The organism is Ruegeria sp. D3, from assembly GCF_056534465.1.
The window spans coordinates 40752-57302 of sequence record NZ_JBQFPK010000006.1 but is presented as its reverse complement, the minus strand read 5'-3'; the positions used below and the strand labels follow the sequence as shown (position 1 = coordinate 57302).

At 58.1% G+C, this 16551-nt stretch carries 15 protein-coding genes; 5 read left to right on the top strand and 10 right to left on the bottom strand.

Annotation, left to right across the window (positions count from 1 at the left end; genetic code table 11):
• Window positions 1–24: 24 nt before the first annotated feature.
• From ACR0DX_RS10430 to ACR0DX_RS10385, 10 genes are all read right to left on the bottom strand, one after another.
• A complete protein-coding gene (locus ACR0DX_RS10430) occupies window positions 25–1944 on the bottom strand; it encodes a beta-galactosidase (protein WP_170355120.1) in 1920 nt (639 codons plus the stop codon).
• The gene (locus ACR0DX_RS10425) at window positions 1941–2801 is read right to left on the bottom strand and encodes an SMP-30/gluconolactonase/LRE family protein (RefSeq protein ID WP_480846048.1); all 861 of its coding nucleotides are present in this window, start codon (window positions 2799–2801) and stop codon (window positions 1941–1943) included. The genes ACR0DX_RS10430 and ACR0DX_RS10425 overlap by 4 nt, the downstream gene beginning before the upstream one ends.
• Complete coding sequence (locus ACR0DX_RS10420; protein ID WP_170355118.1) at window positions 2798–3403, bottom strand: 2-dehydro-3-deoxy-6-phosphogalactonate aldolase; 606 nt, start codon at window positions 3401–3403, stop codon at window positions 2798–2800. Before ACR0DX_RS10420 ends, ACR0DX_RS10425 begins: the two co-directional genes overlap by 4 nt.
• Window positions 3400–4293, bottom strand: a complete 894-nt coding sequence (locus ACR0DX_RS10415) for a 2-dehydro-3-deoxygalactonokinase (RefSeq protein ID WP_170355117.1) — start codon at window positions 4291–4293, stop codon at window positions 3400–3402. The genes ACR0DX_RS10420 and ACR0DX_RS10415 overlap by 4 nt, the downstream gene beginning before the upstream one ends.
• Window positions 4294–4297: 4 nt before the next feature.
• Window positions 4298–5062, bottom strand: coding sequence for an SDR family NAD(P)-dependent oxidoreductase (locus tag ACR0DX_RS10410; RefSeq protein WP_170355116.1), 765 nt, complete (start codon window positions 5060–5062; stop codon window positions 4298–4300).
• Window positions 5062–6771: an IlvD/Edd family dehydratase gene (locus tag ACR0DX_RS10405; RefSeq protein WP_170355115.1), complete on the bottom strand. Its 1710-nt coding sequence runs from the start codon at window positions 6769–6771 to the stop codon at window positions 5062–5064. The genes ACR0DX_RS10410 and ACR0DX_RS10405 overlap by 1 nt, the downstream gene beginning before the upstream one ends.
• 13 nt (window positions 6772–6784) lie before the next feature.
• Window positions 6785–8125, bottom strand: a complete 1341-nt coding sequence (gene melA / locus ACR0DX_RS10400; RefSeq protein WP_170355114.1) for an alpha-glucosidase/alpha-galactosidase — start codon at window positions 8123–8125, stop codon at window positions 6785–6787.
• Window positions 8126–8147: 22 nt separating this feature from the next.
• Window positions 8148–8996, bottom strand: coding sequence for a carbohydrate ABC transporter permease (locus ACR0DX_RS10395; protein WP_170355113.1), 849 nt, complete (start codon window positions 8994–8996; stop codon window positions 8148–8150).
• Between the two features lies 1 nt (window position 8997).
• A complete protein-coding gene (locus tag ACR0DX_RS10390) occupies window positions 8998–9921 on the bottom strand; it encodes a carbohydrate ABC transporter permease (RefSeq protein WP_170355112.1) in 924 nt (307 codons plus the stop codon).
• A gap of 96 nt (window positions 9922–10017) precedes the next feature.
• Window positions 10018–11277 (bottom strand): ABC transporter substrate-binding protein, encoded by a 1260-nt coding sequence (locus ACR0DX_RS10385; protein WP_170355111.1) that lies wholly within the window; start codon window positions 11275–11277, stop codon window positions 10018–10020.
• Window positions 11278–11416: 139 nt separating this feature from the next.
• Between ACR0DX_RS10385 and ACR0DX_RS10380 the strand changes: the two genes are divergently transcribed.
• From ACR0DX_RS10380 to ACR0DX_RS10360, 5 genes are all read left to right on the top strand, one after another.
• Window positions 11417–12223 carry an IclR family transcriptional regulator gene (locus tag ACR0DX_RS10380; protein ID WP_170355110.1) on the top strand — a complete coding sequence of 269 codons (807 nt, stop codon included), beginning with the start codon at window positions 11417–11419 and terminating at the stop codon, window positions 12221–12223.
• Entirely contained in the window at window positions 12220–13278 is a 1059-nt protein-coding gene (locus tag ACR0DX_RS10375; protein ID WP_170355109.1) for a sn-glycerol-3-phosphate ABC transporter ATP-binding protein UgpC, read from the top strand. The genes ACR0DX_RS10380 and ACR0DX_RS10375 overlap by 4 nt, the downstream gene beginning before the upstream one ends.
• Window positions 13279–13431: 153 nt before the next feature.
• Window positions 13432–14391, top strand: coding sequence for a dihydrodipicolinate synthase family protein (locus ACR0DX_RS10370; protein ID WP_170355108.1), 960 nt, complete (start codon window positions 13432–13434; stop codon window positions 14389–14391).
• Window positions 14382–15314, top strand: coding sequence for a 4-hydroxyproline epimerase (locus ACR0DX_RS10365; RefSeq protein WP_170355283.1), 933 nt, complete (start codon window positions 14382–14384; stop codon window positions 15312–15314). The genes ACR0DX_RS10370 and ACR0DX_RS10365 overlap by 10 nt, the downstream gene beginning before the upstream one ends.
• Window positions 15311–16549, top strand: a complete 1239-nt coding sequence (locus ACR0DX_RS10360) for an NAD(P)/FAD-dependent oxidoreductase (protein ID WP_170355107.1) — start codon at window positions 15311–15313, stop codon at window positions 16547–16549. Before ACR0DX_RS10365 ends, ACR0DX_RS10360 begins: the two co-directional genes overlap by 4 nt.
• The last annotated feature ends 2 nt before the right edge of the window (window positions 16550–16551 follow it).

Below are 16551 nucleotides of genomic sequence, written 5' to 3'. Positions count from 1 at the left end.
CGACGTCAATCACGCCCGCCGGAATTATCCTTCGGCGGGCGTTTCTTTCTCAACGATCAATACATCACAGGCATCAATCACGTGCCCGTTCCACGTGACCGGTGTCGCGTTGTAGTTGATCAGGAAAACGTGGTGTTCAGTCTCGCGGCGGCGCAGGCCACCGGGAACAGGATGCAGTTTCAAACCGGTATGTTGGGCCGCCATTTGAACGACGCGATCCCATAGAGGCTTATCGGGAAACCCAGCTAGGTACCAAAGGGTATCTGTACCTGTAAGCGCGGGGGTGCCATCTGCATGAGTCAACAAGGCCGGAGCTGTTCCCGACAACCGCTCGACCCAATGCTGGGCCGCACCACCACCTGTGACGTTTCGTCGGATCGACGGTGGCAAGGTCTCAATCAGATCAACTTCGCTGTCCAATCCGGTTAATCCGGGGCGGCCTGTGCTTGGGATCTGAAAATCGTGGGTGATCGCCCCGCTGCGCGGTCCAAGGATCGCCAGAGTGCATCCCTGTTGGATGTGATGTTCAAGGTCTTTGTCGATTGTCGCGAGGCCCGGCGCCAGAATGATTTTGTATCCGTTCTCTGGGATTGTGTCGGGTGAAAGGAAATCCACCGACAGCCCCGCCCGGCGCAGGGCGCGATAGGCCGAGAACACTAGCCGGAAGTAATCAAACCCAGCGCCTTGAGGTTGTGTGGCCCATGCCCAATCCGAGGCATAGTCGAACAGAATGGCAGCGTCCGCCCTTGTTTGGGCCACTTGACCGATTTCGGCCAAGGTGTTTGCAGTTTCCCGCGCTTCAGTTAATCCGGGGGCCGGGCGATCATTCGGCGTCAAAAGCCCGGCATGCATCTGTTCTTGTGCGAACGGTGCCTGACGCCAGCGGAAGTAGCTGACCACCTCGGCCCCATGGGCGACAGCCTCAAGCGACCAAAGCTTGACCATACCCGGCAGCGGCGCCGGGTTGTATGGGGCCCAGTTCACCGGGCCGGGTTGTTGCTCCATCACCCACCAGCGACCCCGCCCCACCGCTCGGTAGAGGTCGTGGTGGAAGGCTTGCATGTCGGGATCACCCTGTTGCAAAAAGGCGGTCTTGTGCGCCTCGTCCACCTCAAGACGGTCCGACAGAAAACCGATCGGATAGCTATCCCACGTGGCGATATCCAAGTCCTCGCCCACCTTGAAATGGTCGAACTCCAGCACGCGACCCATGTAATTGTGCAACAACGGCGCGTCGGTCAGCCCGCGTAACACGTCCACTTGTGCTTTGTTGAACACCACCACCTGATCCGAGCTGAACCGGCGAAAGGCCAGAACATGGGCGGGGTTGGGTTCAGTCACAGTCAGGTTGGGCAGGTCAATCTGGTCGAACCCGTCATATTCCATCGACCAGAACACATTCCCCCACGCAGTATTTAACGTGTCAATCGAATCATATTCTGCCTCAAGCCAGTTCTGAAACGCGGCAAGAGCGACCGGGCTGTAGCTGAGGGTTGTGTCATGGCAGCCGTATTCATTGTCGATCTGCCATGCTGCGATATGAGGGTTTCGGCCATAGCGTTCGCCCATGATACGGGTGATCCGCGCGCATTCCGCGATATAACCTTCATGGCTAAAGCAGTAGTGCCTGCGAGAACCAAATTTGCGTGGGCTTCCATCCGGGTTCGTTGCCAGCATGTCGGGATGTTTCTCAATCATCCACCGCGGAGGCGTGGCAGTAGGGGTTCCGAGAACCACTTTCAGACCAGCTGCACCGAGTGTTTCAATGGCCCGGTCCAGCCAGTCGAATTGCAAATCACCCGGAGCGGGCTCCATCCGGCTCCAGGCGAATTCGCCAATCCGTACCCAGGACAACCCGGTCTCGACCATGCGGGCGGCATCCTCAGCCCACATTTCTTCTGGCCAGTGTTCGGGGTAATAGCAGACGCCGAGTTCGGGAGTCATAGGATCACTCTGTATTCTGGCTGGCCTTGCCCCGCATTTGGGGCGGCGAAGGTCATACCGTTTGTGGGATGGTTTCTAAGCGTTTCGGCATCCAGCCCTTGGCGCGCGGTTGTGCAGAAAAGGGTTGTCAGATCGTCACCTCCAAACGCCGGGCATGACGTATGCGCCGCGTCAAAGGTCACGGCTTTCAGGAACTGCCCGTCAGGAGAATACACTGCGACGCGATGCGCACCCCATTGCGCGATCCATATCTGGCCTTCGGTATCTACCACCGCGCCGTCAGGGTTCAGGTGATCATCGCGCAGGTCAAGGAAAACGGTGCTGTCGCCTTCCGGCCAGCCAGTCTGAGGGTTCAGCGACCAGCGCATAACCTGTTTGGTCATTGTGTCAGAAAAATAGGCACAGGATCGGTCCGGCGCGAAACAGATGGCGTTAGAGATCGTGACATCTGGCACCAAACGGCGGACTTCGCCGCGCCAGAACCGATAGATCGATCCAGCCCCATGTTCCGCGTTCTTGCCCATCGTTCCGATCCAGAACCCGCCCCACGGATCAGCCCGGCCATCATTCGAGCGCGTTATGGAATTCTCTGCCTCTAGTGTTGCGATCAACTCTTTTTCGCCAGTGTCCAGGCTGAACCGCCACAGGCCGGTTTCAGACGCAATAAGCAGCACGCCCCGGTTGACCCACCCTGCGGCTGAGACATGTTCATCGAATTGCCAGCTTTGGGGCACACCGTCAAGTTGCGTGAGCAGCCGTTTGCCAAGAATGTCGAACCAGAACAGCTGTCGCCGACCGGGGTGCCACAGCGGCCCCTCGCCCAGCTCGCAGGGGCGATCGTCGTAGACGGAGTTCATCCAACCGCCTTGTCATAGGCCGCAACGATCTTGCGGGCGCGCTCGGCAATCTCAGACACTGACATACCCGGTTTGAACAGGGCTGATCCTATGCCGAACCCATCTGCGCCGGCGTTGATCCACTCGCCAAAGTTTTCAGGGCCTGCGCCACCGACGGCGAAGACTTGTGTGCCTCCAGGCAAAACGGGGCGCAATGCAGCCAAACCCGCGGGGCCTGCCATTACGCCGGGAAACAGCTTAAGGCCGGTTGCCCCGGCCTTGAGAGCATTGAACGCTTCGGTAGGTGTATAGATGCCAGGCCAGCTTTGCAGGTTCAGACTGACCGATCGTTTGATGACATCGATGTCGCAGTTCGGTGAAACGATCAGCTTACCTCCGACAGCGGCCACGGCCTCCACTTGATATGTGGCCAAGACTGTACCAGCGCCAATCAGGGATTTTTCGCCGTATTTGTCGGCTAGAATCCCGATGCTATCGAGCGGGTCGGGAGAGTTCAGCGGAACTTCGATTTTGTCGATGCCAGCGTCGATCAGGGTGGCGCCTACATCTGCAGCTTCGGTAGGACGCAGCCCTCTGAGAATGGCGATGATGGGTCTGCTCATGCTGTTTGCCTCGTGCGGTTCCGGGCTTGCCGCAGACCCTCCAGAGTGGCCTGGGTATTGTTCGCAATTTCAGCAAATGCGCCCTGCTGTTTAAGCGCGTGCGCATAGATTCTAGAAAGGTTGTCGGCCCCGATGATTGCGATTTGTTGCCCCAGCCAGTAGGGGCGCGTGGCGGCCAGTTCTGCCCCGATGAGGTAACCTGACAATCGCGCGCGCGCGGCGCCCGGATCATCTGCGTTCAACAAATCCGATGCGCGCAGCCCAAACAAGCGCGCCGCCATCTGTTCGGGTTTCGACAGGGTGTCCGCCGTGGCCTCGGCAAAAGCGTCCTGATCCCAGCCGTCACTGACTGAGTGTCTGAGAACAGATTGCTCACTAAGCAGACTGAACATCTCGCCTGTCATGAAAGTTCGGAAGCTGACGACCTCGTCGGCGCTGACTTGGACCCATTTGGTATGCGTTCCGGGCAGGCATATCACACCATCCCAGTTCTTGCGCCCAGACAGGAAACCAGCGATTTGCGTTTCCTCGCCACGCATCACATCTGGCGGGGCAGCCTGTTTCAGGCCGGGTACCACAAAAGCGCGAATGCGGGGGTCTGTATTTGGTACACGAATAGGCGTTTCAGGCACCGGGGCCGTTGGCACGGCCGAGTAGGGGGCCTCAACCCAACCCTGGCGCGCACCGACCATGCCGCAGGCGACGACATCGACCGGTGCGTCCCCTAACCAGTCATCGATCAGTTCCAACAGCGCGTTTTGAAACCCATCTTTCGGAAGCTTACCCATCCCTTTGTCGGATTGAGCCTGATCCAGAACGTTGCCGCCCTGCATGGCCCAAACCCGCAAGTGAGAGGTGCCCCAATCCGCTGCAATCCATTCAATACTCATGCTGCTACCCCGTTACCACGACGCCGCCATCTACCACCATGCACTGTCCGGTCATGGCGCGGCTGGCGTTTGAGGCCAGAAACAAGGTAGGCGCAATCATGTCTTCGGGGGTCAAGTGCTCCTTGAGGCACTGCCGTTCCATGTGGGCGGCCAGATCGTCGGGCGTGGCCCACATATCCAGCTGTTTTTGCGTCAGAACCCAGCCGGGGGCCAGGGCGTTGACACGGATGTTCTGGGGCCCGAGCTCACGCGCAAGCGACCGGGTCATGCCGGTGATACCGGCATTCGCGGTGGTGTAGATGGGATAGCCCGCATTCCCCATCATGTAGCTGATCGAGCTGAAATTGATGATCGCCCCGCCCGCCGTCATCTGCTGCGCGGCCTGCTGGCAGGCAAAGAAATAAGCTTTCAGGTTGACCTCGATCATCCAGTCCCAGAATTCGGGCGTGGTTTCTTCAAGCGAGTGGCGCTTGTCATTGGCAGCGTTGTTGACCAGCACGTTCAGGGGGCCATGTGCCTGGGCGGCCTGTTGCATGGTGGCGTGCAGCAAGTCGGTATCGGTCATGTCTCCTTGCAGGAACAAGGGTGCGCGACCGTGCTTGTCGCGCATCTGCTCGACAAATTCGCTGGCGTCTGAGCGTCCGATAAAGGCTACATTGGCCCCTTGCGCCATGAACCCATCGGTCAGGGCTGCACCCACGCCGGACCCACCGCCGGTGATGTAGACCGAGGCCCCGTTCAGGTCGTGGAAGGTGGCGGGTTGGGTCATCAGTGGCTCTCTCGGGTGACAAGGCGGGTGTCTTTGCCCACCAGAAAATCAAGATCCGCGCCCTGATCGGCTTGCAGAACATGGTCGATGTAAAGCCGGGCATAGCCGCGGGTGTAATGCGGATCGTCCGGTTGCCACGCGGCGCGGCGGGCGTCCAGCTCCTTTTCATCCACCAGCAGTTCCAGTTCGCCATTGCTGGCCGATACACGGATGCGGTCACCGGTCTTGACCAACGCCAGCGTGCCGCCCGCCTGCGCCTCGGGGCTGACATGCAGGATGACGGTGCCGAAGGCGGTGCCCGACATGCGCGCGTCCGAGATGCGGATCATGTCGCGCACGCCTTCTTTGACCAACTTGGCCGGGATCGGCATGTTGCCGACCTCGGGCATGCCCGGATAGCCCTTGGGGCCGCAGCCCTTGAGCACCAGAATGGTCTCGGGCGTCACCGGCAGATCATCGCGGTCGATATTGGCCTTCAGGTCTTCGATGCTTTCAAAAACATAGGCTTCGGCTTCGGTTTCCAGCAATTCATCTGTCGCCGCCGAAGGTTTCACGATGGCTCCGTCGGGCGCGAGGTTGCCGCGAAAAACCCGCAGGCCCGCCGCAGGTTTGACCGGATCGTCAAAGGGCCGGATAACATCGGAGTTATAACACTCAGCACCGTCAAAATGGGCCGAGATATCCTTGTTCAGAACCGTTTTCGCTGGCCGCAGGAAGGGTTTGAGCTCGTTCAGCACCACCGGAACACCACCGGCATAGCAGAAATCCTCCATCAGGTATTGGCCCGAGGGCATACAGTTCACCAGCAGCGGGATTTCCGACCCGATTTCAAAATCCTTCAGCGTCAGGTCCACGCCCACGCGACCCGCCAGCGCCAGCAGGTGAACCACCGCGTTGGTCGACCCGCCCACCGCAGCATTGGTCAGGATTGCGTTCTGAAATGCCTCTTTGGTCAGGATATCCGAGGGTTTGAGGTCTTCGTCCACCATCTCGACAATCCGTTTCCCGGTCAGATGCGCCAGTGCCATACGGCGCGCATCAACGGCGGGCAGAGCGGCATTGGTGGGCAGTGACATGCCCATTGCCTCAACCAAGGACGCCATAGTGGAGGCCGTACCCATGGTCATGCAGACACCCTTACTGCGCGACATGCCGGATTCGGCGTTCATGAAATCCTGCAGGGTCATTTCGCCCGCGCGGACCTCTTCCGAGAACTTCCACACATCTGTGCCCGAGCCGATATCTTTGCCCTTGAACTTGCCGTTCAGCATCGGGCCGGAACTGACCACGATTGACGGCAGATCGACCGAGGCCGCGCCCATCAACTGGCCCGGCGTGGTCTTGTCGCACCCGCCCAGCAGGACAACACCGTCAATGCCATAGGCGCGGATCGATTCCTCGACATCCATGGCCAGCAGGTTGCGAAACAGCATGGCGGTGGGCTTCATCTGGGTCTCGCCCAGCGACATGACCGGGAATTCGACAGGGAAGCCACCTGCCTCCCACACGCCGCGTTTCACGCCCTCGGCCAGATCGCGCAGGCCCGAGTTGCAGGGTGTCAGTTCCGACCATGTGTTGCAGATGCCGATGATGGGGCGGCCATCAAAAGCGTGGTCTGGAAAGCCCTGGTTTTTCATCCACGAGCGGTGGATGAACCCGTCCTTGTCCAGCTTTCCGTACCAATGTTCTGATCGGCGTTTCTTGGTCATTGGCGAGGCCCTTTCAGGCGGCTTTGGCGGGCTGGCACCACTCGGGCAGCCAGTCGGAATGGGCGGTCAGCAGGTCACTGACCAGATTGCGGATCTGGCGCAGGTCCAGTTCGGCGGCGGTGTGCGGGTCCATCATCGCGGCGTGATAGATATGTTCGGGGTTCTGGTCGACCAGCGCGCGGACGGTCAGTTCCTGCACGTTGATCTGACTGCGCATCAGCGCGATCAGTTGCGGCGGGATATCCGTGACGACCGAAGGCTGCACGCCATTGGCATCCACCAGACAGGGGGTTTCAACCGCAGCGCCCAGCGGCAATTGCGGGATTTGGCCCGTATTGGGCAGGTTTCCATAGGCCACATAAGCCGTGTTGGTGACGATGGCGTTCATCAGGTCGGCGGCAAATTCATGGCTGCGGGTCACGTCGATATCGCGCCCATCCGTCAGTGTCTTGGTCTGTTCCTGCCAAGCGGCGACCTGCTCCTCGCAGCGGGTGGGATATTCGTCCAGCGGGATCGAGAACTGCTCGATCAGGTCCGGGCGTCCGTCCTTGATGAACCATGGCACATATTCGGCCAGATGTTCAGAACTTTCAGTGCAGAAATACCCCAGATGATCCATCACCTCATACCGCACCTTGTTGGGGCATCGCGGCATCAGCAGCGGTGGCTTCGGAATTTGCCCACTGGCATATCCCTGCCGCAAGGCGGGGTAGAGGTCGCGCCCCTGATGCTCTAGCCGCAGGAAGAAGGCAACGTGGTTCACCCCGGCGACCTTGTAACGGATGTCGTGCTTGGGCAGATCCAGATCATGGGCCAGCTCTTCGACTGTGTTCTGGACCGAATGGCACAGGCCCACATGTTTCAGCGCCGGAAATTGCTCGGCCAAGGCCCAGGTGTTGATGGCCATCGGGTTCACATATTGCAGCAGGGTGGCATTGGGGCACAGCTGCATCATGTCCTGGGCGATGTCCCACAGCACGGGCACGGTGCGCAACCCGCGCATGATGCCGCCAACACCCAAAGTATCGGCAATGGTCTGGCGCAGGCCGTACTGCTTGGGAATTTCGAAATCCGTCACCGTACAGGGTTTGTATCCACCGACCTGAAAGGCGGTGATCACGAAATCTGCGCTCTCCAGCGCCGCGCGGCGGTCTGTATGGGTGGTGACACCGGCCCCTGTGCCAACTGATCGGATCATGGCGCGAGCGACGACCTCGCTTTCGGCCAGCCGGTTGGGGTCGATATCCATCAGGGCAAAGTGGCTGTCGGCTAGAGATGGGGTCAGCAGCGCGTCACCCACGATATTGCGCATGAAGATGGTCGAGCCCGCGCCGATAAAGGCAATCTTTACCATGTTGCAAACCTTTGATTTGATGTCATTTCACAGCCCCCAGCGTCAGGCCTGCGATGAAGTGTTTCTGCATTAGGAAGAACATGGCCACGGGCGGTAGGGCGGCGACGATCGAACCCGCGCTCATCAGTTGGTAGGCTGCGCGGAACTGGGCGTTGAAGCTGGTTATGCCCGCCGTGACAGGCTGGCTTTCGGCGCCTTGGGTCAGCACGACGGCCCAGAAATAGTCGTTCCAGATGAAGGTGAAGATCAGCACGCTGAGCGCGGCAATCGCCGGTTTCATCAGTGGCAGGACCACGTACCAGAAGATGCGGACCTCGCTGATGCCTTCAACCCGCGCGGCTTCGATCAACTCGAACGGCAGGGCGCGGATGAAGTTGCGCATGAACAGCGTGCAGAACCCAGTCTGGAATGCGATGTGGAACAGCACCAACCCGGTTTTAGTGTTATAGAGGCCAAGTTCCAGCGTCAGGTCGCGCACAGGTACCATCAGGATCTGGAAGGGTACGAAATTGCCGGCGACGAACAGGAAGAAAATCCATAGGTTCGAGCGGAACTTGTAGATGCCCAATGCAAAACCGGTCATGCAGCTGAGCGCCACCGCGCCGATCACGGTGGGGATGGTGATCAGGAATGAATTCAGCAGGTAGCGCGGCATGTCGGAATTGAAGAACACCTGCCCATAGTTGACCGCGCCCTCAAAGCTGGAGGGTAGGCCCCAGTAGTTTGCATTGGTGAAATCTGCCGCCGGTTTGACCGAAAACAGCGCCACCGCCAGCAAGGGCCCCAGCCACAGCAGCAGGGCAATGGGCAGCATGGCCTGATAGGTGATCTGGGCCGCGCGGGGTTGTTTTTCGATGGGTTTGGGGAACATGTCAGTGCCCCCTTTCTTCGCGGTACATCGACCACAGGAAATAGGCGATGAAACACAGCATGATCAGGAACAGGATCACGGCGATGGCGGCGCCATATCCCATGCGGAAGCCGTATTCGGACAGGGCGACCTCGAACATGTAATAGGCCAGTACGCGGGAAGAACCGAACGGCCCGCCCTGGGTCATGATCGAGATCAGGTCAAAACTGCGCAGCGCGCCGATGATTGTGACGACAAAGGCGATGAAGGTGGCGGGGCGCAGTTGGGGCAGGATGATGTGCCACAGCATCCGCCAACCTTTTGCACCATCCAGACGTCCGGCCTCGATCTGTTCGGGGTCCACGGCGTTCAGGCCGGTCAGGTAGAGGATCATGCAATAGGCGGTCTGCGGCCAGAGGCCCGCGACGATGATGCCATAGGTCACGAACCGTTCATCCCCCAGCACGTTCAGCGGACCTAGGCCGAAGAAGCCCAGAAACTCGTTCAGAAGGCCGAAGGTTGGGTCGTAGAACCATGTAAAGACAAGCCCCACCACGACCTGAGAGATTACGAAGGGAAAGAAGAACAGCGACTTGTAAAGGCGTATGCCCGCAACTGTCTGATTCAAAAATAGCGCGATGAACAGGCCCGCCGGGATCGCGGCCAGATAGAGGATCAGCCAGATCAGATTGTTCTTGAGCGAGGTATAGAACGCATCCCGGTCGACCCATTCCCAATACAGGTCTTCGTAATTGCGAAACCCCACATATTCGGCCGCGCCCAGCCCGTCCCATTCGAAAAGCGACAGGTTGAAAGACTGAAAGACGGGGATGATCACATAGACCATGAAGAACAGCAGGCCGGGGGCCAGAAACAGCCACGGTGCGATACGCTGTTGGTTTCTGTGGAACCAGCTTTCTTGTTCGGGAACGTCGACAGCGGACATTTTGGATCTCGGGGTTTGGTCAATGGAGTAAGGCGGGTTTGCACCCGCCTTACGCAGGTTCTGGATCAGAGCGGGCTTTGCCCCGCTCTGCCCGGATTAGTTGTCGTAAATACGCTGGCGTGCGCGTTCCAGCTTGGCCAGGATACGGTCAGCGTTGTCTGGCTTGACCATGAATTCCTGGAACCCTTCCATCGATACTTTGGCCATTTCAGCAGGCGCATCACGATCCCAGAACTGGGCAACGCCGCCGGGGCTGTTCGATGACAGCATGTTGAAGCCCTGCTGCAGGAACTTGTCATTGTCCACCGAGGATTTGGCGTTCACCGGCAACTGACCAAGGTTCGAACCGTTGTTGATTTCGGTCTGTTCATCAGCCGAGACCACAAAGCGCAGGAATTCACGTGCGGCTTCTTTGTTCGAAGCATTGGCAGGGATGTGGAACGTGTCGGTCGGCGCGTCCTCGGCCAGTTCAACGTCCGGGTTAATGGCCACGAACTGGTAGAAGTCCAGCTGGTCGTCGGACAGGCCTGCTTCACGCAGCGGCGCCACGGCGAAGTTACCCATCAGATATGCCGCTGCTTCGCCATTGACCATGAAGGGCAGGGCTTCTTGCCAGCTATAGGTCTGGTGATTGTCGATGAACGCGCCCATGTCGATCAGCTGTTTCCAGTTGGCGAAAGTCTGTTTGACGCGGTCGTCTTCCCAGCTGATTTCGCCATTGGCGAGCTGGTTGTGGAAATCGAAGCCGTTGGTACGCATGTTCAGATAATCGAACCAGCCACCTGCGGTCCAAAGGAACTTGGTACCGATCGTGTAGCAGGCGCGGCCTGAATCGACGATCTTCTGGCAGTTCGCCAGTTCTTCTTCCCAGGTGGTCGGCTCGGACAGGCCCAACTCATCAAAGATGTCTTTGCGGTAGTAAACGCCCCACTGGTAATAGGTATAGGGCACGCCCCACTGCTTGCCGTCGATGGTCATCGCACCTTTGGTCGAGGCAAGGTTTTCCGCGATCTCAGGCTCCGCCCACAGGTCCGAGACATCTTCGAACAGGCCAGCTTCGACATAGGGTTTCATACGGTTGGCCGCATACCAAGTGGCAACATCAGGCGTGTCAGCCGTCAGGAAGTTGCGGATCTGCGTTTTGTACGCCTCACGGTCGATCACCGTGGTTTCGATTTCCAGTCCGGGGTGCTCGGCTGCGAAACGGTCGATCATCGCTTCCATCGTCGCGCGGGGCGCCGGGTTCGATGTATCGAGGAAGATTCGCAGCTCGCCGGTCAGTTCGGCATATGCCGGAACAGCAAGTGCAACGCTCATGGCCAGCGCGGCCGTTGTGCGCTTGTAGATGGAATGCATGGTTTCCTCCCTTAGCTTCCATATGGTTCCATATTGTGGAACTCAGTTTTATATGTTGAAAACTACACATCGACTCGGTTAGTCTTGTCAAGACCCTCGTGGCCTCGGCCATTGGGTAAGTGGAGGAGAATGCGCGCCCGTGGCTGGTGACGGAACGATAGGTAAAGCATGTGATGTGCTGGATCAGGTTGCGGCTTTCGCGCGTCCGGTTCGCTTTGGCGAATTGCTTGAACACAGCGATTTCCCAAAGGCCACGCTATATCGGTTTCTCCAATCGCTGACCAATCAGGGTATGTTGTCTTATGACCCCGACAGACAGACCTATGCGCCGGGGCTGCGTCTGGTGCGTCTGGCCCACGCAGCGTGGACACAAAGCTCGCTCGCGCCGATTGCCCGGCCATTTTTGGACGCGCTTAGCCGTGAAACCGGGGAAACTGTTCATCTGGCGCAGCTGGATTCCGGTCAGGTTCTGTACGTAGACAAAAGAAACGCGACGCAGCCGGTCGAAATGTATTCGCAAGCGGGAAAGGTGGGTCCTGCCTATTGCACGGGTGTCGGCAAGGCGATGATGGCACATTTGGAGCCGGACCAACTGACCAAAGCTCTTTCACAGCAGAGCTTTCACCGCTTTACAGACAAGACGCTCGCTTCCGAGCAGCTATTGCGTGCTGATTTGGTTGCGATCCGAGAGCGCGGATATGCTGTGGATGATGAAGAGCATGAGCCCGGCATCATCTGCGTTGCCTGCCCGGTCTTGACAGAAGGGGGGCGCATGCTGGGGGCGATCTCGATCACTGGGTCAACCGAGCGGATGAGTTTTGCCCAGCTACAAGCTTGGGTGCCTCGGGTCCGCCGTGTGGCCGATCAGATCGGAGCTGAGGCGCAGTCATGGCGGTTCCCGGAAACCCGCCCAAACGGAAATAGCGACAGGATGCAAGGGACATGACAGGGGTCACTCTGAACGGTGCGATCAAGCGATATGGCGAGACGCAGGTTATTCATGGAATCGATCTGCAGATCGAAGACGGAGAGTTTTGTGTTTTCGTTGGCCCTTCAGGGTGCGGTAAGTCCACACTGCTGCGGATGATTGCTGGACTTGAGGAAACCACCGAAGGCGAAATCCACATCGGCGCAAGAGATGTGACACATCTGGACCCAGCCAAGCGTGGCGTTGCGATGGTGTTCCAAACTTACGCACTCTATCCGCACATGACTGTGGCCGAGAATATGGGGTTCGGTCTGCGCATGAACGGCGTGGCGAAAGCAGAGATAAACCAAAAGGTTCAGGAGGCTTCAGCCATTCTGAAGTTGGACCAATACCTGAAACGGAAACCAAAGGCTTTGTCCGGCGGTCAGCGTCAGCGTGTTGCCATTGGCCGGGCCATTGTACGCGGTCCCGACGTGTTCCTGTTCGACGAGCCGTTGTCGAACCTTGACGCCGAATTGCGGGTCGAAATGCGGGTTGAGATCGCGCGCCTTCACAATGAAATCGGCGCAACCATGATCTATGTGACCCACGATCAGGTCGAGGCGATGACTATGGCCGACAAGATCGTTGTTTTGCGAGACGGTCGGATCGAACAGGTCGGTGCTCCGATGGATTTGTACCGCGACCCGGACAACAGATTCGTTGCAGGGTTCATTGGTTCGCCAGCGATGAACTTTTTGGAATGTGACGTGGTTGATGGCCGTGTAACGCACCCCGCGTTCAATCATCCTGTGCCGGTGACGCCTTCTGTCCCAGCAAATGCGACGAAAGTGACGTTGGGGATACGGCCTGAGCACCTTCTGGTCGATCGTACAGGTGATACCTGCACCGTGGACCTGACCGAAGCGCTTGGCGGTGTCAGCTATTCTTATCTGTTGACCGCAAATGGAGACAAGCTGATCATCGAAGAGCGTGACGATGAACGCAGCAAACAAGGCGCACGAATCGGAATCTCGTTCTCGGCCGAGCGGGCGATGTTGTTTGACAACGAAACAGGCGAACGGCTCCGATAGTCTTTGTAGATTTTGGGCTAGAAGGGCGTCGTGCATTGAGTTCGACGCCTTTTTAGTTATTTGAGTGTGGATTTTGTATCCAATATCCGATAACGCAAGGAAAAGCAGCGCATGCGCTGCGTTCTCAAACTTGTGTTTTCGAAGGATTGTCCGATGACCAACAACGTTTTTACCGGCACTATGCCCGCGCTCATGACCCCAAGCACAGCGGATCGCCAGCCGGATTTTGACGCTTTGGTTCGCAAAGGACGTCAGATGATAGACGCAGGCATGTCGGCGGTTGTCTATTGCGGCTCGATGGGGGATTGGCCGCTGTTGACTGATGCCCAACGCATGGAAGGGGTAGAGCGTCTGGTCGCTGCCGGTCTGCCCGTCGTTGTCGGCACCGGGGCAATCAACACCAAGTCCGCTGTTGCCCATGCCGCCCACGCACAAAAAGTCGGAGCTGTGGGGCTGATGGTGATCCCACGTGTTCTGTCCCGTGGTAGCTCTCCAACTGCGCAGCGGAACCACTTCAAAGCGATCCTGAGTGCCGCGCCCGACGTGCCCGCGATTATTTACAATAGTCCCTATTATGGGTTCGCAACGCGCGCTGACCTGTTCTTTGCTTTGCGCGCGGAACATCCCAACCTGATCGGTTTCAAAGAGTTCGGCGGCAAGGATGACCTGCGATATGCGGCTGAAAACATCACCAGCCAAGACGATCAAGTCACGCTTATGGTCGGGGTTGATACCGAGGTTTACCACGGTTTTGTCAATTGCGGTGCCACCGGCTCGATCACCGGGATTGGGACTGCATTGCCGCGCGAAGCGCTATTGCTGGCCGCATTGTCCAAAAAGGCAGCCAAAGGCCACGCCGAAGCGCGCCAACGTGCACAAGAGCTGACTGAGGCAATTCACGTATTGTCCAGCTTTGACGAAGGGCCGGATCTGGTGCTTTATTACAAACACCTGCTGGTTCTGAACGGGGAAGAGGAATACCGTCTGCACTTCAACGAAACAGATGAACTGACAGATGCACAACGCAACTATTGCGAACAGCAATACGCGCTGTTCGGTGCATGGTTCGCAAACTGGTCGAAACAGGGTGGAGTGATCGCCGAATGCATGTGATCGACAGCCATACCGGCGGGGAGCCCACGCGGGTCATCCTTGACGGCGCGCCGGATCTGGGGACTGGTCCATTGGCTGACCGTGCACGGAGGTTGGAGTCCGATCACAGAGAGTTCTACCGCTCCATCCTTCTTGAACCACGTGGACAACCGGCAATGGTCGGTGCTTTGTTGGTTGAACCGGTCGACCCGACCTGCGTGACTGGTGTGATCTATTTCGACGTGGATGCGGTGTTGGGCATGTGTGGCCACGGCACAATCGGGCTGGCGGTTACACTGGCTCATCTGGGCCGTATTGATGTCGGAGAGCACCGAATTGAAACTCCTGCCGGTGTGGTGGCGGTTACTCTGCATGACGAAAATACTGTGACAGTCAGGAATATCGAAAGCCGACGGGTCCATAGTGGCGTGACAATAAGCGTACCGGGCCACGGTGAAATCGTGGGCGACGTTGCCTACGGGGGCAATTGGTTCTTTATCGTTGTTCCTAGCCCGATCCCCGTAACGTCTGACAGAATTCGCGCGTTGACCGATCTGACTGTAGCCATCCGCAAGGCGTCGATCGCTCAGGGCATTGGGGGCGAAAAGGGCGAGCTGATTGATCATGTCATCCTCCAGGACACGCCAATCGACCCGGACCTTAACAGGCGCAACTTTGTGCTGTGCCCGGACGACAATTACGACCGTTCGCCTTGCGGGACGGGATGCTCGGCCCTGTTGGCTTGTATGGCGGCAGATGGTGCTTTGGTCCCAGGCGAGGAAATCGTTCAACAGAGCATTATTGGTAGCACGTATCGCTTGTCGTATCAGCCTGGCAAAGAAGGTGGAGTTATCCCTTCGATTACCGGGCAGGCTCATATAATGGCTCAGGCCAATCTGATTTTTGCCTCAGCTGATCCGTTCCGCAACGGCATTCACCTATGACTCAGCAAGTTATTGTCATTGGGGCCGGAGTCATCGGCATCACAACCGCGCTGGAGTTACAGCGCCGGGGACACTCGGTGCTGGTGCTGGACAAAGACGGAGTCGCCGCGCAAACCTCGGCCGGAAATGCCGGGGCTTTTGCCTTCCCCGAGGTCGAACCGCTGGCGACTCCAGGCATCATGCGCAAAGCGCCGAAATGGTTGCTGGACCCGCTGGGCCCGTTGTCGATACCTCCAGCTTATGCGTTCAAGATTGCACCTTGGATGTATCGCTTTTGGCGGGCTAGCCAGCCATCGCGCTATGCGGATTTGTTGGGCGCCCAGTCGAACCTTATGAAGATTTCCAGCGCCGCTCTGGAGCGACTGATCCCTTCTGTTAATGGCGAAGAGATGATGCAGCGCGATGGGCAACTGCAATTGTATGAGTCCCAGACCGAATATCGCGCCAGCCTGCCAACCTGGGATCTTAGACGCGCGCACGGAATCGAATTTGAACTGCTTGAGACACCCGAGGCGATCGCCGAGAAACAGCCGGGACTTAGTCGACGGTTCACCCATGCTGGTTTCACCCCAAACTGGCTTAACGTGATCGACCCAAAGCAGTGGGTCGACCATTTGGCCAAATCGTTTCGTGAAAGGCAGGGGCGGATCGAAACGCGCAATATTCGCGCGTTGACTCCGTTAGAACATGGTGTGCGGATAACCGTTGACGACGGGACACTGGACGCAACAAAAGTTGTTGTGGCTGCGGGTGCCTGGTCGCATCATCTGGCGCAAACACTGGGCGACCATATCCCGCTAGAAACCGAGCGCGGCTACAACACAACCCTGCCACCCGGCGCTTTCGATCTGCGGATGCATCTGACCTTTTCAAGACACGGGTTTGTCGCCAGCCGCATCAACGGCGGCGTGCGCATCGGTGGTGCGGTCGAATTGGGTGGGCTGACTTTGCCTCCTAATTTCAAGCGCGCCGACACGCTGCTGAACAAAGCGACTCAATTTCTGCCGGGGTTGAACACGGCGGGGGGAACGCAATGGATGGGCTTCAGGCCATCCCTGCCGGATAGTATCCCTGTCATTGGGGCGGCTGCGCACGCACCTGATGTCATCTACGCCTTTGGGCACGGGCATCTGGGGCTAACTCAATCGGCGGGTACGGCTGAACTTGTAGCAGGGCTGGTCGACGGCGATGAACTGCCCATCCCGATGACGCCTTACGCGGCTACTCGATTTTAGAG